Raw genomic sequence first — 20,126 nt, forward strand, 5'->3', positions numbered from 1 at the left:
ACCACAGATAGCTGCCCTTCCTCGCGAAGCCCCGTTGAGGAAGCCGTCGACCCAAGCCCGGTCGCTTATTCAACCACTAGGAACGCCTACTTTGGACAGAAGCTGCCGGTGGGGCGAAGCGGACAAAGCTGCATAGGTGACGCGAATATGTGTATAGGCGGAATTCAAAGGAGGGTGGGGGCACCATGCACTTATCACGCATTACGATTGAGAATTTCCGTAATTTCCATAAACTTGATGTCGCACTTGGCGGCAACCTCGTGATCGTAGGCGAGAACAGGGTAGGGAAAAGCAATCTTCTCTACGCCCTACGACTCATCTTCGATCCCTCCCTACCTGACAGCAGCCGGCAACTGAGTCTGGCAGATTTCTGGGACGGCCTCGACGCGATCGATGAGAACTCAAGGATCACCGTCACGGTTGAAATCAAGGATTTCGAGGACGACCTCGACGTTCTTGCGGTCCTGACCGACTTTCGACTTGACGACGATGCTGACACGGTGCGGCTGACTTACCAGTTGCGGCCTGAGCCGGGGCTGGAGCACGCGCCGACGAGCGATGATGATTTCTCCTTCATCTGTTTCGGCGGAGAGGATGAGGCCAAACGCTTCGGCCACGACCTGCGCCGACGGATCACGATGGACCTCCTGCCTGCACTGCGAGATGCCGAGGGAGATCTCGCAGCCTGGCGCCGCTCGCCCCTCCGGCCGTTGGTCGAAGACGCGTTCGTCGGAATCGATTCCGATGCTTTGGCAGCGATCGGCGAGAAAATTTCGGAGGCATCAAACGCCGTCCTAGCGTTTGACGAAGTTGAGTCGCTTGAGAAACAGATTGCCGATTTGTTTCTAGCAATGAGCGGTCCAAAACAAAATGTGAACCCGTCACTCGGCTTCTCGGCGACCGATGCCGCGCGGATTAACCGTCAGATCCGGTTGCTGATTGACGAGGGGCGTCGTGGGATTGCCGATGCTAGTCTCGGTTCCGCGAATTTGATTTTCCTCACGCTCAAACTGCTCGACCTGAAGCGGCTGATCGAAACCAACAAGCGCGATCACTCGCTGCTCGCGATCGAGGAGCCGGAGGCGCATCTCCACCCGCATCTCCAGCGCCTCGTCTACAAACATTTGTTCGAGACGATCGTCGAAACCGATGATGATGATGATGAGGAGGAGGAGGCCGAGGCCCAGCCGCTATCGGTGATCCTAACCACGCATTCCCCCCACATCGCAAGTGTTGCGCCGCTCACCTCGCTGATGCTGTTGCGTGAGCAGGCCGGGGCCGGAACCAAGGGATATTCGACGGCTTCGGCCGAATTCTCCTATGACGATGTCGAGGACCTCGAACGCTATCTGGACGTAACGCGCGCCGAGTTGGTCTTCGCGCGTGGGGTGATCTTGGTGGAGGGCGACGCCGAGCGCTTTATAATCCCGACCTTCGCCGATGAAATGGGGGTTTCGCTCGACGAATACGGCATTACTGTTTGCTCTGTCGCCGGTACAAACTTTCAGCCTTACGTGAAGCTGCTTTGCGCGCTCGGCATCCCGTTCTCGGTGATTACCGACTATGACGAGGTCAATGATGTGCCTCGTGCCTATAATCGCTGCTTGAAGATTGTTCGCACCATCGAAGAAGCGCGAGACGGAGAGGATACAGATGTTGTTCTGAGCGACATCGAAGAGGGCACCTACGAGGAGTCCTTCGAGAAGATGGAGCCGTTCGGCCTATTCGTAAATGCAGACACCCTCGAGACCGAATTGTTCGACGGTGATTACGCACAGGAAATGATCGATACGTTGCGTGAGCATAACTTCAGCAAGAAGCGTAAGACGCTGCTCGGCGAGTGGGAGGAAAATCCAAGCACCGTGGATTACAAGCTCCTACTCAAGATGATCGAGCAGATCGGCAAAGGGCGCTTTGCGCAGCGGCTAGCGATCCGTGTACCCGGTAATCCCGTCCCCAGCTATATTTCCAAAGCAATAAATCACGTGATCGGCCTTGTCTGACCCTGCACTTTATCTCCGCGGCGCAGAAGACCTGCGTCGCAACGAGCGCCAGTGGCAGGCATATGAATCAACCGGCCACTGCGTGCTGCTCGCTGGTCCGGGAAGCGGCAAGACCAAGACCCTCACTGTCAAGCTTGCTCGAATGCTCGGTGAGGATCTCGATGAGCCACGCGGGATCGCTTGTATCACCTACAACAACGAGTGCGCCCGCGAACTCGAAATGCGGCTCGACGCCCTCGGCATTTCGCCAAGCGGCCGGGTCTTCATCGGCACGGTCCACTCATTCTCGCTAACCCAGATTTTGTTCCCCTACGCGAAGCTGGCCGGGGTCGGCTTGCCGGACGAGTTCACCGTCGCCACCCGGCAGCAATCCCGTGCGGCGCTCGAGCGCGCTCATGCCAAAGTCATCAAGGGACCGGAGAACCCGCAGACCTGGGATTTCCGGATGGGCGTATATAGGCGCCGTTTCCTTGTTCGCGAGCAATCGGATTTCGATACCGCCAATCCGCAGCTGGCGACGCTAGTGACCGCCTATGAAGCCGAATTGCGGGCGAAGGGCCTGATTGACTTCGACGACATGCCGTTGCTGGCAGTGCGCGCGCTCGCGACCAACCCGTGGCTCCGCAAGGCGCTTGTAGCCAAATATCCGATCCTCGCTGTCGACGAATATCAGGATCTCGGGCGCGCGCTGCACGGTATGGTCATGGGGTTGTGCTTCAGCGCCGGCATGCGGCTGTTCGCGGTGGGCGACGTCGATCAGTCAATATACGGCTTCACCGGCGCCAATCCCGAGCTGCTGCGCCGTCTATCTGACCGCCCGGATGTCGAGACGGTCCAGCTCGGTCTCAACTATCGCTGCGGCTCAAAGATCGTTGCTGCGTCCGAATATGCCTTGGGCGAGGAGCGAGGCTATCGTGCGCCCGACGACGCGCACGAGGGGACGATCTACTTCCATCCCTGCACCGGCAGCTATGCGGGCCAGGCCCGCCATCTGATCGAACAGCTGATTCCCGAGATCCGAGAGCGCCGCCCTGACCTCAACCTTGGCGAGATCGCCGTGCTCTATCCGGCGGCTTTTATCGGGGACGAGGTCGCGAATGCCGCCGCCGATGCGGGCTATTCGGTCACCCGCACTGACGCCAATGCACTGTACCCGCGATCGAGCCGGCTGCTACGGTGGCTCGAGCAATGCGCTATGTGGTGTTGCGGCGGTTGGCGCAGCGGTGACCCGCGGCTTAGCCGTGTGATCGGCGAAGGTTCGCGGCTGTTCCACGAGGTTCTTATTGACGACGCGGCCAGGCTCGAATTCCAGCGGACATTGACCGCCGCTTTGTGGAGCCGGCGGGATGACACCCTTGCGCTCGATGCCTGGCTGACAACGCTTCGCGCGGAGATTGTCGAACCGCATGTGGCCGGCGCGCGTTCGCTCAACGACGATCTGGGTTTGCTCGACGATTTTATCGCGCGGCTCGGCCCGGAAGGGGACGTCGAAGACCTGTCGCTGGGTGAGTTCGCCGGCATCGGTACAGGCCTTAACCGTATCAACCTGTCGACTCTTCACAGCTCAAAGGGCCGCGAGTTCGATGTCGTCATCCTAGTGGGAATGGAAGAAGGCCGCTTGCCGCGAAACAATCCGAGTGCAAATGACCTGCGCGAGGCGCGACGGCTTTTCTACGTCGGGTTCACGCGGGCGCGTCACGAGGTCCATCTTCTCTACGGAAAGAATACCCAGTCGCGGTTCGTGAGCGAGGTTGAGGAGCGGCTGGCAAATGAAGCGGAATGACGCATGCCGCTCACACTCATAGCTTCATGAACGGATGACAGGTTTCAGGATCGCGCCAGCGCCCTTCAAACGACCGAGATTGGGGCGCAAAGGGGTCGTCACCCGTCTTAATTCTGCTCGCCGCCCGCCCCCTCACCTCACCTCCCGGCTCACCACCTCGCCCTCGATCACCACGCCAATCGTGTGGCTCGTATATTCGAACGGGTCGCCGTCAAACAGTGCCACGTCGCCGTCCTTGCCCACTTCCAGCGAACCGATGCGCTCCTCCATGCCGATGATGCGGGCGGCGTCTATCGTGATGCTCGCCAGCGCGTCTTCGGGTGACAGGTCGTTCGCCACGGCGAAGCCTGCTTCCCACAACACCACGCGCACCTTGGGCACATAGGCCTCGTATCCCGATTGCAGCGCGAAGGGGATGCCTGCCTCGGCCAGCACGGCGGCGGTGGTGAAGGCGGCGTTTTGCAGCTCGCCTTCATTGCGCGCCATGGTCGGGTGGAGGATGACCGAACCGCCCCAGTCGCGCAGCTCGTCCAGCATCATATGCGCGTCCGCCGCACCGTCGAGGATCACGGTGATGCCGAACTCCTCGGCCAGCCGCAGCGCGCTTTGCATATCCTGCATCCGGTTGGCGGTGATGAGCAGCGGGACCTCGCCCTCGATCACGCGGATAAACGCCTCGTTGACGAGATCGCGGCTGCGGTCTTCATCGTCCATGCTCGCCTGCGCGCCGATCAGCGCCTGCCGGATCATCGCCATCTGCCGCCCGCGCGTGCCGGGCGTGCCCTCGCGGTCGAGCGCCCAAGCGCCGAGATTGGCGGCGATCATCGTGCCGTCTTCCACCAGCGCGGCCTCGACCGTGTTGCCGCGCGTCTTCACCACCATGGTTTGCCCGCTCACCAGCGCGCCGGGGCTGTGGCCGGTGTGGACGGTGGTGATGCCGAGCTCGCGCAGCCAGGTCACGAGCCGGTCATGCGGGTTGTAAGCGTCGATAGCGCGCAAATGCGGCTGCACGGGGGAGCTGTCGTCCAGCTGGTCCTGATCTTCGGACTGGTTGAGATAGCCGGTGAGGCCAACGGTCGAATGCGCGTCCACCAGTCCGGGCGTGACGACGGGCGCGGTGAGCACTTCCATGCCTTGCGGAATGGGCGTGCTGGCGGCGGGGCCGACCGCAGTGATGCGCCCGTCCTCGATCACGACGACGCCATCGGTGATGACGCCTTGCGGGCCCATCGTCCACACCTGCCCTCCACGCACGGCAACATCCTGCGCGGCGGCGGTTCCGGTGAAGGCGGCGAGCGCGAGGCCGGCGGCGAGTGCTTTGGCGAAAATGCTCATCGTGCGGCCTCCTGCATACGTGCCTCGCCTTCGAGGACATGGGTGTTCATCTGCGGATTGCCCGCGCCAAAGCCGCCGGTGGCATGGAGCAGATCGTCGGGATTATCACGGTCGAACAGCAATTCGCCCATCACCCACGTCTCCTCGATATCGGTGTAGACGCTCAAGGGGTCGCCGGTCAGGATCAGGAAATCGGCATATTTGCCGGGTTCAAGGCTGCCGACGCGGTCTTCGAGGCCCAATTGCACCGCGCCGTTGATGGTGAGCGCGCGCAAGGCGCCGTCGCGGCTCATCCCCCCGCGCACCGCAAGTCCTGCGTGGCGGAACATGAGGCGGCTGTCGATCACATTGTCGTCCGAATGCAGCGAGATGAACACGCCCGCCGCCTCCAGCTGGCCGGCGGTGGTGATGTCGGCATTGGCGGCTTCCAGCTTGCCGCCGGGGCTATCGACCAGAATGGCCGAGACGGGCACGCCCGCCGCGGCGATTTCCTGTGCGATCTGGCCGCTTTCGATCCCGTGTTGGAGCAGCATCCGGAAACCGAATTCGTCGCGCAGGCGGATCGCGGTCATGATGTCGTCGGTGCGGTGCGAGTGGAAATGGACGAGCCGCTCGCCCGAGAGGATTTCGCACATCGCTTCCATGCCGATATCGCGGGGGGAGCGTTCGCCCGCACAGTATTCCTGCGCCTCGACAAAGTGGCTGCGCACCATCGCCGCGCTGCGGGCGCGGGTGCTGGGGAAGGCAGGGTTCTCGCGGATGGGATTGGTGCCATTGGCCATTTTCATCCCGCCCATCATGTCGCCATCATCGTCGAGGAAGGCGAGATCGCGGATATTATAGCCGTCGCGCAGGTGCATATAGAAGGTCTGCCCGCCCATCAGATGGCCCGATCCGGGCATGACATTGGCGGTGGTCACCCCGCCCGAACGCGCCCGCGCAATCGAGCTGTCGCGCACATTGATCGCGTCAAGCGCACGCACATCGGGCTGGATCGCGGCGGAGCTGTCTGCGCCCGAAACCTCGCCAATATGCGAGTGGGTGTCGACAATGCCGGGCATGATGACCATGCCGGTGGCATCGCGCACATCCGCGCCTGCCGGGATGGCCGTCTCCGCCCCGCCAACCGCGACAATCCGGCCATTGTGGATCACCAGCGTGCCGCCTTCGATCGTGCCGAGACCGCTATCGGTGCCCATCGTGTGGATGGTCGCGCCGGTAAAGGCGATGGGCTGCTCCTGCGCGGCCGCCGGACTGGCGCAAAGCGCAATCACAGCCGCCGAGGCCGCAAGCGCGGGCTTGATGAATGGCATGGGGATGTCCTCTCCTGTTTGGCGGCGAGACTAGCGGGGCGCGGTGGCTTTGCAAGGTTCGATCACCGTCATTGCGAGTGGAGCGGGCGGCGCCAGCCTGCTATCGCCTCCGCCATGCCCATCGCCATCACCAGCAGCTTTGCCTTCCACCTCGAACGGGCGACCGATTGTCTGCTGCAATTCCAGGTGGCCGATTTGCCCGAGCAGCGGATTGTCGCCAGCGAGACGATGCTCACCAAAACGCTGCATCTTGCCACGGTGCCGGCGCAGGATGCGATTGGCGAGCGGCTTTGGGTGCGGGCGGCAGGGGATTTCCGCGTCGATTATTCCGCGACGGTGGAGGTGCAGCGCAAAGCCGCCGATATTGCCGCGCTCGCCGCGCGCGATCCGCATGATTTGCCGGGCGAGGTGGTCGAATATCTGTTCGATTCGCGCTACTGTCAGGCAGACAAGTTGCAAAACTTCGTCGCCGAGCATTTTGGCCAGCATTCGGGCGGCGCGAAAATCGCCGCGATGCGGACGTGGATTGCGGACAATTTCACTTATGATCCCGCTGCCTCCGATGCTTCCACCACGGCGGTGGACAGCTTTGCCCTGCGGCGGGGGGTGTGCCGCGATTATGCCCATGTGCTGATCGCCTTCGCCCGCGCTTCCACTATCCCCGCGCGCTATGTCAGCTGCTACGCCCCCGGCGTCGCCCCGCCCGATTTCCACGCGCTGGCCGAAATCTATCTCGACGATCCTGCCATGCCCGGCAGCGGCGCGTGGCATATGGTCGATGCGACCGGCATGGCCGACCCCGCCAACACCGCGATTATCGGCATCGGGCGCGATGCCGGCGATGTCAGTTTCCTGACCACATTCGGCCTCTGCCGCTTTGACAATTGCCGCGTCAGCGTGGTGGAAAGCGGCTGAGCACACGCATCCGGCAGTATCAAAGCGCGGGCATTCCTATGCGCTGCGCATTTATGTTGCTTTGCTGGTAAGGGATGCGCAGAAATTTGCGCGATGCATAAGGGAGTTTGACCGCGTCCATGGAAACCAAGGCTGAAACGCTCATCCTGTTCGGCGCGACCGGCGATCTGTCGCAGCGTATGCTGCTGCCTTCGCTCTGCGCGCTCGACGCCGAGGGGCTGCTGGCCGATGATCTGCGGATTGTCGGCACCGCGCGCTCGGATCTGGACGATGGTTCCTTCCGCAATTTTGCCCGCGCCGCGATCGAAAAATTCCTGCCCGATCACCGGCGGGGTTCGATGGCGCGGTTCCTCAACCGCCTGCATTACAGCCCGCTCGATGTAACCACGCCTGAAGGGTATGAGGAGCTGGCGAAGAAGGCCGGAAGCGACCGCGAGATTGCCATCTTCCTCTCCACCGCGCCCAGCCTGTTCAAGCCGACGATTGCGGGTCTTGCCGCGCACGGACTCGCGGACAACAATTCGCGCATCTGCCTCGAAAAGCCGCTCGGCACCGATCTGCAATCCTCCTGCGCCATCAATGATGCGGTGGCGGGCGCCTTCCCCGAAAACCATATTTTCCGCATCGACCATTATCTGGGCAAGGAGACGGTGCAGAACCTTATCGCGCTGCGCTTTGCCAATGCCTTTTTCGAGCCGCTTTGGAATTCGCAGCATATCGAACACGTGCAGATCACTGTCGGCGAGACGGTGGGGCTGGAAGGGCGCGCGGACTTTTACGAAAGCGCGGGCGCTTTGCGCGACATGGTGCAGAACCATATGCTGCAATTGCTCGCGCTGCTGGCGATGGAGCCGCCCAGCAGCTTCGATGCCAATTGCGTTCGCGACGAAAAGGTGAAGGTGCTTCGCGCGCTGCGCAAGGTCTCTCCCGATGAAAGCGTTACCGGCCAGTATCGCAAGGGCGCGGTCGAAGGCCAGCCGGTGGCAGGTTATGACGAGGAGCTGGGCCGCGAAAGCGATGTCGAGACCTTTGTCGCGCTGAAAGCCCATATCGACAATTGGCGCTGGCAGGGCGTGCCCTTCTACCTGCGCACCGGCAAGCGGATGCCCGAGCGGGTGACCGAGATCGTGGTGCAGTTCCGCTGCGTGCCGCACTCGATCTTCCCCGGCGCGAAGCTGAAGCAGAACCGCATGGTGATCGGCATCCAGCCCGAAGAGAACATCACCCTGTCGATGATGGCCAAGGTGCCCGGCATCGAGCAGGAGGGCATGGTACTGCGGCAAATGCCGCTCGACATCAAAATGCCCGATGCCTTCACCGGCAAATTCAAGCGGATCGCTTACGAACGGTTGCTGCTCGACCTGATCGAAGGCCGCCAGACGCTGTTCGTGCGGCGCGACGAGGTGGAGGCGCAATGGCGCTGGATCGATTCCATCCGCGCCACCTGGGCCGAAGAAGGCCGCATCCCCAAAACCTATGCCGCCGGTAGCTGGGGGCCGAGCAAGGCCATCGCGCTGGCAGAACGCGACGGAGTAAGCTGGCATGACTAATCTCCACCCCACTATCGCCCGCGTAACCGACCGGATTATCGCAAAGTCGAAGGCCAGCCGGACGGCCTATCTCGACCTCATCCAGCGGGAGGCGGATAACCGGCCCGATCGCAGCCAGGTCAGCTGTTCCAACCTTGCCCATGCTTTTGCGGGGGCGCTGGAGGATCAGGAAGCGCTCAAGACCAATGCCGGGCCGAATATCGGCATCGTCACCAGCTACAACGATATGCTGAGCGCGCATCAGCCCTATGGCCGCTATCCCGACCGGCTGAAAATCTACGCCCGCGAAGTCGGCGCAACCGCACAGGTCGCGGGCGGCACGCCTGCCATGTGCGACGGGGTGACGCAGGGCGAGACGGGAATGGAGCTGTCGCTTTTCAGCCGCGATGCGATTGCCATGGCGACGGGCGTCGCGCTCTCCCACGCCATGTATGACGGGATGCTGCTGCTCGGTATTTGCGACAAGATCGTGCCCGGCCTGCTGATCGGCGCGCTGCGCTTCGGCCATCTGCCCGGCATTTTCGTCCCCAGCGGCCCGATGCCGAGCGGCATTTCCAACAGCCAGAAGCAGAAGACCCGCCAGCTTTATGCCGAGGGCAAGGCGACGCGGCAGGAACTGCTCGAAAGCGAGCTTGGCAGTTATCATTCGCCCGGCACCTGCACCTTCTTCGGCACCGCCAATTCCAACCAGATGATGATGGAAATGATGGGGCTGCATATTCCGGGTGCAGCCTTTATCCAGCCGGGCACGCAGCTGCGGCAGGCGCTGGATCGCGCCGCTGTCCACCGCATTACGCAAATGACGCAGGACGGGAACGATTATCGTCCGCTTGGCCATTGCGTCGATGAAAAGGCGATTGTGAACGCGATGGTCGGCCTGCTGGCGACCGGCGGCAGCACCAATCACGCGATCCACATTCCCGCCTTCGCCCGCGCGGCAGGCGTTCAGGTCGACTGGACGGATCTGTCCGAACTTTCGAGCGCGGTGCCGCTGCTGGCGCGGGTCTATCCCAACGGCTCGGGCGACACCAACCACTTCCACGCAGCGGGCGGCATGGGCTATGTCATCCGCGAACTGGTGGGCGCAGGGCTCGCGCATGGCGATGTGCTCGGTGTCGGCCAGCAGCGCGGCATGGGCGAATATGCGCAGGAGCCGGGCTTGGACGAAGACCGCCTTGTGTGGCGCGATGTCGGGCCTTCGGGTGACGAGACGATGCTGCGGCCCGCCAGCGATCCGTTCCAACCCGATGGCGGGATGAAGCTCGTCACCGGCAATCTCGGCCGCGCCTGTTTCAAATCTTCCGCCGTCGCGCGCGAACGCTGGACGGTCGAAGCGCCGTGCCGCGTGTTCCAGACGCAGCATGATGTGGTGAAAGCCTTCAAGGCGGGCGAGCTGGACCGCGATGTCGTGGTCGTGGTGCGGTTCCAAGGGCCGAAGGCGAACGGAATGCCCGAACTCCACAGCCTGACCCCGCCGCTCGCGGTGTTGCAGGATCGCGGCTACCGCGTCGCGCTGGTCACCGATGGCCGGATGTCGGGCGCGAGCGGCAAAGTGCCCGCTGCGATCCACTGCTCGCCCGAGGCCTTGGGCGGCGGCCCGCTTAGCCTGTTGCAGGATGGCGATATCGTGAAGGTCTGCGCGGAGACCGGCGAACTTTCCACCAGCGCCGACCTGTCGAGCCGCACCCCCGCGCCCGATCCGGCGCCCGAAATGGGCACAGGCCGCGAACTGTTCACGATGTTCCGGATGCTGGCGGACGAAGCCGAAAAGGGCGGCAGCGCCATGCTGGCGAGCGCGGGGCTGTGATGGTTCTGGATAACGCGAAGACGCGGAATGAGGGAGACATCGCTTCCGCGCCAAAGGCGCAATGTGGTTTCGCGCAGAGAGCGCAGAGAACACAGAGATGCTGTACTTCTCGCTCGCCTCTGAACCCTCTGCGTCCTCTGCGCGAAAAAATCTATGCGCCTCCGGCGCGCATTGCTTTCGCAGTAACTCCCCATCTCCGCGTGATTGCCCGAAGGAGCAATGTATGACCCAGATCGTCGCAGTCGATATCGGCGGCACCCATGCCCGCTTTTCCATCGCCACACGCGATGATGCGGGCGCGATTACACTGGATGAACCGATCACCATCCACACCGTCGATCACGCCAGTTTCCAGACCGCGTGGGAAGATTACGCAGCACGCAAGGGCGGCACCTTGCCGCCGCGCGTTGCGATGGCGATTGCCGGGCCGGTGGGCGGTGAGGTTATCCGCTTCACCAACAATCCGTGGATCATCCGCCCCGCGCTGATCCCCGAAAAGCTGGGCTGCGAGAGCTACACGATCGTCAACGATTTCGAAGCGGTGGCCCATGCTGTCGCCCGCGCGCCGGAAGAACAGTTCCTGCATCTCGCCGGGCCGGACCAGCCACTCGCGCCGACCGGTCGCCTGTCGGTGCTCGGCCCCGGCACCGGCCTCGGCGTCGCGCATCTGTACCGCGAACCCGACGGTTCCTACCGCGTGTCGGCAACCGAGGGCGGGCATATCGACTTCGCCCCGCTCGATTCGGTGGAGGACGCGATCCTTGCCCGCTTGCGCAAGCGGCACACCCGCGTGTCGGTGGAACGGGTCGTGTCCGGCCCCGCGATTGTCGATATCCACGCGACGCTTGCAGCGCTCGAAGGCCGGGCGATTACCGAACAGACCGATATCGCCATCTGGACAGCGGCGATGGACGGCTCTGACAGCCTCGCCGCCGCGGCGATGGATCGCTTCTGCCTCTCGCTGGGCGCGGTGGCGGGCGATATCGCGCTGGCACAAGGCGGCTTTGGCGGCGTGGTGGTGGCGGGCGGCCTCGGCTACCGGCTGCGCGAGCATCTGCCGCATTCGGGCTTTGCCGAACGCTTCCGCGCCAAGGGGCGCTTCGAAGGCCTGATGGCTGCGATCCCGGTCAAACTCATCACCCATCCGCAGCCCGGCCTGTTCGGCGCGGCGGCAGCCTATTTCCAGAACCACGGAGCATCCTAATGAGCGACACCATCCCCTACGAATCCGGCGAAATCGAGCGGATCATGAAGTTGGGCCCGGTCGTGCCGGTGCTGGTGGTGGACGATATCGGCAAGGCACGCGAAACGGCAGAGGCGCTGGTGGAAGGCGGGCTGAAAGTGCTCGAAGTCACGCTGCGCACGACCCACGCGCTCGATGCGATCAAGCGGATGAACCTCGTTCCCGGCGCCATCGTCGGTGCAGGCACGGTAACGGGGGTCGAAACGTTGCAGCAGGCGCTCGATGCGGGCAGCGAATTCATCGTTTCCCCCGGCCTCACAACGAAGCTCGGCGAAGCGGCACTGAAGGCAGGCGTCCCCCTGCTTCCCGGCGTCGCCAATTCGGGCGACATCATGCGCGGCATGGAATTGGGGCTGGAGCATTTCAAATTCTTCCCTGCCATGGCCGCTGGCGGCATTCCCGCGCTGAAGGCGCTGTGCGGCCCGTTCAACAAGGCGAAATTCTGCCCCACCGGCGGCATTTCCGCGTCGAACGCGCCCGACTGGCTCGCCATGACGCAAGTGCTGTGCGTCGGCGGCAGCTGGGTTGCTCCCGCTGGTGCCTTACCCGAGGAGATCGTGGCGCTGGCCCGTGAAGCGAGCGGCCTGGGTCAAGGGCATACGGGCCAATGACCAGCGTCGCCGCGCTGACCGCCCGCCTGCAAGAACTGCACACCCGTACCGAGGAAACGCCCAACTTCAATCCGGTGTTCCAGCTGGCGCATGATACCAGCCGCCAGCTCGAAAGCGGGGAGCTGTCGCTCGATGATATCGAGGCGGCGATTGCCGAGCTGGAGGTCGACGCCTTGCAAGCCCGCGCGGACCGTCTGGCGGCAATGGTCGCCCCGCTCGATGCGGCAGGCAATGCCGAGGCGCTGGCGGCGGATCTTGCGGGCGACGATTTCGACGCTTTTGCCGCGCGCTGGGCCAGCCCCTGCCTGCACGCGGTCTTCACGGCGCACCCGACTTTCCTGCTGACGCCCGACCAGTCCGCAGCCGTCGCCGATGCCGCGTCAAACGGCAGCGCCATCGACTCCGCGGTCGTCAATAGCGAGCGTCCGCAGGTGACGCTGCAATATGAGCACGAACGCGCGATGCAGGCGATTGCCCATGCACAGGATGCGCGCAACGCCATCGTGCGGCAGGTGCTCGCTCATGCGCAGGCGATCTGGCCCGACCGCTGGCATGAAGCCAATCCACTGCCCTTCCGCTTTGCCAGCTGGGTCGGCTACGACATGGATGGCCGCACGGACATCACCTGGTCGAACTCGATCGGCTTCCGCTTGTCGGAAAAAGCGCAGCACCTCGAAAGCTATCTGGCGGAGCTGGAGGCGATTGACGCAGACCATCCGCTCCTCGGCGAATTGCGTCCCGCCGCCGCCTATGCCCGCGAACGGGCGAGCGATTTCGCCGCCGACCTCTCCGATCCCGCCGCGCTTTCGGTCGCCGCCAACCGCCTGACCGCCGCCGATCCGCGAAAGCTGCTCTCGCTTTCCCGCTATATCGACGCGCTGGAGGCCGAGGCGAAGGCAACCGATGATGCGGCCCGCGCCGTTAGCCTCAAAACACTCGCCGCCGCGATGCGCGCGGACGGGCTGGGAATGGGCTGGATCCATTTCCGCGTAAACGCCAAGCAGATGCACAATGCGATCCGCCGCCGGATCGACCCCGAAGGCAATCTCGACCTCGCCAGCAAGGGCGCGGTCAGCCATCTGCGCCGCGCAATTGCCGAGGTAAAACCGCGCAAGAGCAATTTCGGCGCGCTGGCGATAGAGGCCAGCTCCGCCATCCGCCAGTTCCTCGCCATGGCGCAAATCCTTGCCCATATCGACGCCGACGCGCCGATAAGGATGCTGATCGCCGAATGCGAGGAACCCGCTACCGTCCTCGCCGCGCTGTATTTCGCCAAGCTGTTCGGGATCGAGGACAAGGTCGATGTCTCGCCCCTGTTCGAAACCGAAAGCGCGCTCGAACATGGCGGGCGCTTTCTAGACGAGTTGCTCGCCGAGGACGTTTACAAAGACTACGCGAAGAAGCGCGGCCGCGTATGTATCCAGACGGGCTTCTCCGATGCGGGGCGCTTTGTCGGCCAAGTCCCCGCCAGCCTCGCCATCGAACGCCTCCAGGGTCGCTTGGCGCAGGCGATGGACGATAACGGCCTCACCGATGTCGCCGCACTGATATTCAACACGCATGGCGAAAGCATGGGCCGCGGCGCGCACCCGACCAAAATGGCCGACCGGCTCGACTGGGCGCTCTCGCCCTGGGCCAAGCGCCGCTTTGCCCGTGCCGGCATCACGCTGGAGCCCGAAGTCAGCTTCCAGGGCGGCGATGGCTATCTGTGGTTTGCCACCCCCGAACTCGCGCGCGCCACGCTCACCCGCATCGCTTGCCTGCGCCCGAGCGAGACCGACACCGATGCGCCGGTCGATACCTTCTATCGCCGCACCGATCTCAGCCTCGATTTCTACCGCGCGATCAAGGATCACCAGCGCGAGCATCTCGAAAGCCGGACCTACAGCCGCGCGATTACCGCATTCGGGCTGGGCCTGCTCAATTCGACCGGCAGCCGCGTCAGCCGCCGCCAGAGCGACCTTTCCGCCGACCGCGATATGAGCCTGCGGCAAATCCGCGCCATTCCGCACAATTCCATCCTGCAACAGCTCGGCTATCCGGTGAATGTCATCGCCGGGATCGGCCATGCCGCCGATGGCAATTACGAGGAAATCGCCGCGCTGCTCAATGAAAGCCCGCGCGGGCGCGAGCTGATCCGGCTGGTGCGCGCCGCCAATGCGCTCGCCAGCGTGAAGACGGTGGCCGCCTATGGCGAGCTTTTCAACTCCGCCTATTGGGCCAGCCGCCCCTATCGCGGCACCGAACAGCACCTCTCCGACGCCTGCGAGGCGCTGAGCGAATATCTGGTGAAGGATGACCGCATCGGCACCTTCCGCCGCCTCGCCAGCCGTCTGCGCGTCGATGCGATGAAGCTGCACCGTTTGCTCGAACACATCCCCAACGAGGCGCCGCTCGAAGGGCGCGAGGACAAGCGGCGGATGATCGGCGTGCTCCAGGCGCTGCGCCTCACGCTGATGCAGGCGATGTTTATCCGCGCGGTCAGCGTGCCGGTGTTCAGCCGCGCCAATGATGTGAGCCGGGAAGACGTGCTGGAGATGATCTTCACCCTGCGCGTGGACGAGGCGCTCGCGCAGCTGCGCCGCGCCTATCCGACCAGCTTCCCGCGCATCGACCGGTTTGACCTGACCGAGCCGACCGATTGGCCCGATGGCGCGGATGAAGGCTATGAGGCGATCAACCGCGACTTCATCGATCCCATCGAACGCGCGCATAAGCTCTCGCTGCGTATCACCACCGCAATCGCCAATATATTTGGCGCGCACGGGTAACCCTGCTAACGGCTCCGCCGATTAGCCCACCGGCAGGGATATCGGGTTTGCGCACACTGGGACATTACTGGGAATTCGCCGTGTTGCGGAACCTGCGCGTTGTGCGGGCGAAAGCGCAGGGCGTGGCGATGCACGCGCTGGAGAAGCGCGGCCTGCTAAAATCGCGCGCGCGCACCAGCGTGTATGGCGTAAAGCTGGCGGCGAATTACGGCGACAAGACGTTCCGATATTGCCTCTACGGCACTTACGGCACGCATCTTTCCAGCGTGTTGGAGGTGCAGGATACGCCCTTCGTCTTCGTCGATGTTGGCGCGAACCAGGGCCTGTTCTCCGCCATCGCAGCGACCAATCCCGCTTGCCAGGCGATCATCGCCTTCGAACCGGTGCCCGCTACCCACGCGCTATTGTCCGAAAACCTCGCTTTGAACGGAGCGAACGGCCGCGCCACACCGCTGATGGCGGCGCTATCCGACAACGAAGGCGAGCTGAGCATCGGCTATCAGGACGGGCATAGCGGCGTCGCCTCGCTCACCGCGCAACGGCGCGATGCATTGAACAGCCGCCTCACCATCCGCACGGTAACGGTCGCTGCGCTCGATGCAGTGCTGCCGCCCGACCTGCCGATCATCGTCAAGATCGATGTCGAAGGGCACGAGGAAACGGTGATCGCGCAATTGCTGCGATCCGCCCATGCCGACCGGATCGCGGCGGTGTTTTACGAGGCGGACGAGCGGTGGTCGGACGCTGCCGCGATGCGCGCGCGGCTGGAAGCGGCGGGTTTTGCCAGCTTCACCAAGCTCGGCATTCGGCGGCATTACGACATGCTGGCGCAAAGATAGCTGTCGGTTACTTTGCACCACCCAGCCGTCTCGCCTTGGGACGCGCGCCGATTGCATTGTGGGATTGGCAAGGATTGCGCGGTATATTCCCGCGCATGGCTAACGGCACCAAATGGTTCATCGCATTCGCACTCGGCATGGTCGCGCTGATCGGCGGGGTGACGTTTTTCGGCAATCCCTTCGCAGCAGCCCCTTCGCAGGCGGCGCTGTTGACAACCGAAGACGCCGCGCCCGCTGGCGCAACCGTCGCCGACCAGTCCGAACACGCCGACGACCAGTATTACGGCAACGATCCTGCCACTGCCGAGGAGCGCGCAGCTTACGAGGCGGCGGCGGAAAACCACCGCGCTGTCTCTTTCGACGAGAACGATCCCTTCGTGATCCGCCGAGTGCTGCCGATCGACGGGCCGATCCGTTACGGCGAATGGTATTGGGACGATGAAGGCGTGCCCGATGGCCCGCTGGTGATGACGGTGGATTTGCAGGCGCGCGTCATCAGCGTGTTCCGTGGCGGGTATGAAATCGGCGCGGCGGCGGCGCTGCTCGGCACCGAGGCGCACCCGACGCCCACCGGCGTGTTCCCGATCCTGACCAAGGAGCGGCACAACGTCTCCGAGAAATACAACAACGCGCCGATGCCGTGGACCTTGCGCCTGACCTGGGACGGCATCGCCATCCACGGCGGCAGCGAAGTCGAACTGGGCTATGCCAGCCACGGCTGCATCGGCGTGCCCGACGAATTCGTCTCCCGCCTGTTCGACATTGCCGAACTGGGCGATGTGGTGATTATTACGGATGGCGTGCGGACGGGCGTTGGTGGATCGCTGAATTACAGCGTGAATTGACGGTTATCCCCTCCTCTTCAGAGGAGGGGCAGCGAGACTTGGCGTTGCGCAGCAATGCCTAGTCGCAGCGGGGTGGTGCCTGCGGCACCAGCGCAACCTTGCGGTCGCGCAACCACCCCCAACCCCTCCTTTGAAAAGGAGGGGCAGTATCCTAACCCGTCCGCCGGGGCGGTTCGGGGCGGAAGACCCATTCATCGCCTTCTACGCTCGCCAAAACCCCGGCGAGATTGCCCTTGCCACCAGCCCTTAACGTCTCAATGAGCGAAATAAGCTCCGATCCACGCGGCTCACTGCCGAAATTTTGAAAAACTGCCTTCAGCAGGCGCAACTCCATTTCACTGCCTACATTCGGCTTCATCGTGTAGCTGCGCTGATCGAAAGCATCGTCATGATGAAGCGTGACACGCTCGTGCCACAAATGCCAAGCGTAAGCTTGGAGCGCCTCTTCCGCATCCGCGAGACAAGATGCCGAATGTGTAAGAGCGAGCGGGTCGATCCAGTCCGCCTCAGCCAAGGATTTGCGCAAACGCGCCCTGTCGTACCGGTCGTGTTTGTTGCTCGGGTCGTTTGCCACCTCAATGCCACCAGCAGCAATTACAGACAGCAATTCTTCGCGGCGAAATCGCAATAGAGGCCTGATTACCTCGATCGGCAGCCAATACTCGTTGAAACTGTCTTCACGAATTCCAGCGAGACCCGAAAGGCCGCTCCCGCGATTCAACCGCATCAGAAGAGTTTCCGCTTGATCGTCCGCGTGGTGTGCCGTCGCGATCACCTTGATACTGCGGCCCTCGGCCCACTCGCCAAGCGCCATATACCTGCCCATCCGCGCGGCAGTCTGGAGATTGCCGGGTCTGATGATAGTGGTTGAAAGCACCTCGCACGGCACACCGCGCTCCGCACACGCCGCCACAACCAGTGCGCATTCGTCTTTCGCTTCGGGGCGCAGGCCGTGATCGACCGTGGCGACTTCGAACCCGCCGGGGATCGCTTCCTGCGCCAGCAGCAGCATCGCCATCGAATCCGGCCCGCCGCTCACCGCGAGGCCGATTTTCCCGCCGCTCGGATTCAGCCGCTCGAGCGCGGCCGCAAAACGCGCGACGAGCGCCGGATCAATTGCAGGTGACGCGGCCACGCAGCGTATCGTATTGGCTCTGCAAACGCCCGATTGCCAGCGCCGGATAGGTGTCCCCGAATTCGGCGAGCGCGATGCAGGCGCGGTTGGTATCGTTGATCGCGATCATCGCTTCGGTGAGATAAAGCAGGCTGTCGCCCGCGCGCTCGCCGCCCGGATCGTTCTGGTAATTGGCGAAGAAGTAGGACGCCGCCGCGCTGGGCTGCCCGTCATCGAGGAAGGCGCGGCCCAGCAGATTGCGCCCGCGCGACACCAGCCGGTGATTGGGGTGCAAATCGAGGAAGCGCGCCAGCTGCTGCTGCGCCTCGGGATAGAAACCCGCTTCCCACAGGCGGAAGCCATAGGTGTATTCGTCATCGCCCGCGTCGGCCGTTGCCGGTTTGACGATGGCCTGCACCGCCGCCACCCGCTCCGGCGAAGGACGGGGCGTGGTCGTTGCAGGGGTGGGCGTCGGCGTTGGAGCAGGTACCGGAATGACACCGGTCGGACGCGTTGCGGGAGTGGGTGCAGGAGTCGGCGCGGGCGTCGCGCCTGCGAGGCTGGGCAAGGGAGCCGGAGTAGCCGTGGCCGCAGTCGCCTGCCCCGCTTCCAGCCGGATCACCCGCTCCTCCATCCTCGCCAGCGCGTTCTGGTTGACCTCGGTCGCCGCGGTCAGCCGCGCGAGCTGCGATTCGATGGCATCGAGCCGCGCCAACACATCGGTGATCGCGGAGGAGGATACGCCCGTGCCCGTTCCGGTGCCGGTTCCGGTGGGCCGCGTCTCGGGCGTGATTTCGGGCTCGAAAAACCGCTCGTCCCCGCCGGGAAACACCGCGCGTTGCAGCGCGCTGATCTGGCGTTCGATCCGGTCGATGCGGGGATCGGCCTGCGCCGCCGCAGGCATCGCTACCAGCATCAGGCCTGCGCCCAGCACGCCTGCAATGGCCTTTGGTGCGCCAAGCGCGCTCATCCGTGTCATCGCCGAAGATCCTCCATATCGGGCCAAATTGCTACCGGCAGCCACGCTGCCACAGTCAAGCAAGATAGAGGATTAACCACGGCGGGAAACAGGCAATCGCGCGTATTCCCCGCAAATTCCGGTCAGTTCGTGGCGGGTGCAGCCTCGCTTGGCGCAGCGTCGCGCGCCAGCAGAGCTTCGGCCGAAATCGGTTCGGCCTCCAGCGTCTGCATTACGTCAGACAGCTTGGGCACGCTCTGCCCGCCAACCGTGATGGCAAGCAGATCGGGCCGCGCGGTGGTGATCGTCGGCGCCTCGGCATCGGCGGGGATGGTGTAGCTTTCGCCTTCCTGCAAAATCTGTTCGGACAGCACGCGGCCCTGCGCAGCAGAGAAGCGCACCCACGCCTCGCCCTCGGCAGTCACCACGACCGCACCGCTGGCATCGGGAGCAGCAGCTTGGGCATCACCCGGCGCCTCTGCGCCATCCGCGACCACCGCTGCCTCTTCCTCGTCCGCAAGCAGCGAGGGCAATTCGGCAGCGGGCGAGAACAGCACCCGCGCGGCAAAGAACAGCCCCACCAGCAGCAGCACAACTGCAAACACCGAGAACCAGACCAGCTTGCTGCCCGGCGCGCGCGAGGGATCCCCCGGTTCGAACGTTGTGCCGGCACCTGTCGTCCGGCTTTGCCCGATGCCCCCCGCATCCAGTTCTGCCCGGACCATCGCAACCACATCGTTCTGGTCGAGCCCCACCGCCTTTGCCAGTGTTCGCGAGAAGCCCACGGCATAAGTGCGGCCGGGCAATTCCGCGAAATTGCCGTCCTCGATATGTTCGATATGGCGCGACGAGATACGCGTTTCGGCAGCGATCTGTTCGCGCGTCAGCCCCTTGGCCTCGCGCGCCGCACGCAATTGTGCGCCAATGCCCTGCGGCACGGCTTCGGCAGTAGTATCAGTATCCAGCGGCGTCTCTTCGGACATATGCGCTCCAGCTTGGGGGATGCTGGCTCGGCGGTGCGAACCCTTGGTTAATAGCA

15 protein-coding genes are annotated in these 20,126 nt (G+C 63.6%); 10 read left to right on the plus strand and 5 right to left on the minus strand.

The features are described from left to right. Window positions 1-185 precede the first annotated feature (185 nt). Entirely contained in the window at window positions 186-2,003 is a 1,818-nt protein-coding gene (locus ACS0VV_RS11285) for an AAA family ATPase (RefSeq protein ID WP_483532797.1), read from the plus strand. Next, complete coding sequence (locus tag ACS0VV_RS11290; RefSeq protein WP_483532798.1) at window positions 1,996-3,786, plus strand: ATP-dependent helicase; 1,791 nt, start codon at window positions 1,996-1,998, stop codon at window positions 3,784-3,786. Before ACS0VV_RS11285 ends, ACS0VV_RS11290 begins: the two co-directional genes overlap by 8 nt. Window positions 3,787-3,918: 132 nt before the next feature. On the opposite strand, the gene ACS0VV_RS11295 is transcribed toward ACS0VV_RS11290, so the two are convergent. Both ACS0VV_RS11295 and ACS0VV_RS11300 read right to left on the minus strand, forming a co-directional pair. Continuing rightward, window positions 3,919-5,121, minus strand: a complete 1,203-nt coding sequence (locus tag ACS0VV_RS11295) for an amidohydrolase family protein (RefSeq protein ID WP_483532799.1) — start codon at window positions 5,119-5,121, stop codon at window positions 3,919-3,921. Continuing rightward, window positions 5,118-6,434, minus strand: coding sequence for an amidohydrolase family protein (locus tag ACS0VV_RS11300; protein ID WP_483532800.1), 1,317 nt, complete (start codon window positions 6,432-6,434; stop codon window positions 5,118-5,120). The genes ACS0VV_RS11295 and ACS0VV_RS11300 overlap by 4 nt, the downstream gene beginning before the upstream one ends. Window positions 6,435-6,548: 114 nt before the next feature. On the opposite strand from ACS0VV_RS11300, the gene ACS0VV_RS11305 reads away from it, so the two are divergent. The 8 genes from ACS0VV_RS11305 (at window position 6,549) to ACS0VV_RS11340 (ending at window position 17,015) form a co-directional block, all read left to right on the plus strand. Beyond that, window positions 6,549-7,349 (plus strand): transglutaminase-like domain-containing protein, encoded by an 801-nt coding sequence (locus ACS0VV_RS11305; protein WP_483532801.1) that lies wholly within the window; start codon window positions 6,549-6,551, stop codon window positions 7,347-7,349. A 119-nt stretch (window positions 7,350-7,468) separates the two neighbouring features. Continuing rightward, the gene (zwf, locus tag ACS0VV_RS11310; RefSeq protein ID WP_483532802.1) at window positions 7,469-8,899 is read left to right on the plus strand and encodes a glucose-6-phosphate dehydrogenase; all 1,431 of its coding nucleotides are present in this window, start codon (window positions 7,469-7,471) and stop codon (window positions 8,897-8,899) included. Beyond that, entirely contained in the window at window positions 8,892-10,706 is a 1,815-nt protein-coding gene (gene edd / locus ACS0VV_RS11315) for a phosphogluconate dehydratase (protein ID WP_483532803.1), read from the plus strand. The genes zwf and edd overlap by 8 nt, the downstream gene beginning before the upstream one ends. 223 nt (window positions 10,707-10,929) lie before the next feature. Beyond that, entirely contained in the window at window positions 10,930-11,910 is a 981-nt protein-coding gene (gene glk / locus ACS0VV_RS11320; RefSeq protein ID WP_483532804.1) for a glucokinase, read from the plus strand. Beyond that, a complete protein-coding gene (gene eda, locus ACS0VV_RS11325) occupies window positions 11,910-12,560 on the plus strand; it encodes a bifunctional 4-hydroxy-2-oxoglutarate aldolase/2-dehydro-3-deoxy-phosphogluconate aldolase (RefSeq protein WP_483532805.1) in 651 nt (216 codons plus the stop codon). Before glk ends, eda begins: the two co-directional genes overlap by 1 nt. Next, complete coding sequence (locus tag ACS0VV_RS11330) at window positions 12,557-15,331, plus strand: phosphoenolpyruvate carboxylase (RefSeq protein ID WP_483532806.1); 2,775 nt, start codon at window positions 12,557-12,559, stop codon at window positions 15,329-15,331. The genes eda and ACS0VV_RS11330 overlap by 4 nt, the downstream gene beginning before the upstream one ends. 47 nt (window positions 15,332-15,378) lie before the next feature. Continuing rightward, complete coding sequence (locus ACS0VV_RS11335; protein WP_483532807.1) at window positions 15,379-16,170, plus strand: FkbM family methyltransferase; 792 nt, start codon at window positions 15,379-15,381, stop codon at window positions 16,168-16,170. A gap of 95 nt (window positions 16,171-16,265) precedes the next feature. Then, window positions 16,266-17,015, plus strand: coding sequence for a L,D-transpeptidase family protein (locus ACS0VV_RS11340; RefSeq protein ID WP_483532808.1), 750 nt, complete (start codon window positions 16,266-16,268; stop codon window positions 17,013-17,015). A gap of 151 nt (window positions 17,016-17,166) precedes the next feature. Here ACS0VV_RS11340 and tilS read toward each other — a convergent pair whose 3' ends face one another. From tilS to ACS0VV_RS11355, 3 genes are all read right to left on the minus strand, one after another. After that, window positions 17,167-18,150: a tRNA lysidine(34) synthetase TilS gene (gene tilS / locus ACS0VV_RS11345; RefSeq protein WP_483532809.1), complete on the minus strand. Its 984-nt coding sequence runs from the start codon at window positions 18,148-18,150 to the stop codon at window positions 17,167-17,169. Further along, window positions 18,128-19,108, minus strand: a complete 981-nt coding sequence (locus ACS0VV_RS11350) for a tetratricopeptide repeat protein (protein WP_483532810.1) — start codon at window positions 19,106-19,108, stop codon at window positions 18,128-18,130. Before ACS0VV_RS11350 ends, tilS begins: the two co-directional genes overlap by 23 nt. A 122-nt stretch (window positions 19,109-19,230) precedes the next feature. After that, the gene (locus tag ACS0VV_RS11355) at window positions 19,231-20,070 is read right to left on the minus strand and encodes a helix-turn-helix domain-containing protein (protein ID WP_483532811.1); all 840 of its coding nucleotides are present in this window, start codon (window positions 20,068-20,070) and stop codon (window positions 19,231-19,233) included. Window positions 20,071-20,126: the final 56 nt, after the last annotated feature.

It is taken from the genome of Aurantiacibacter sp. KMU-128, assembly GCF_056933515.1.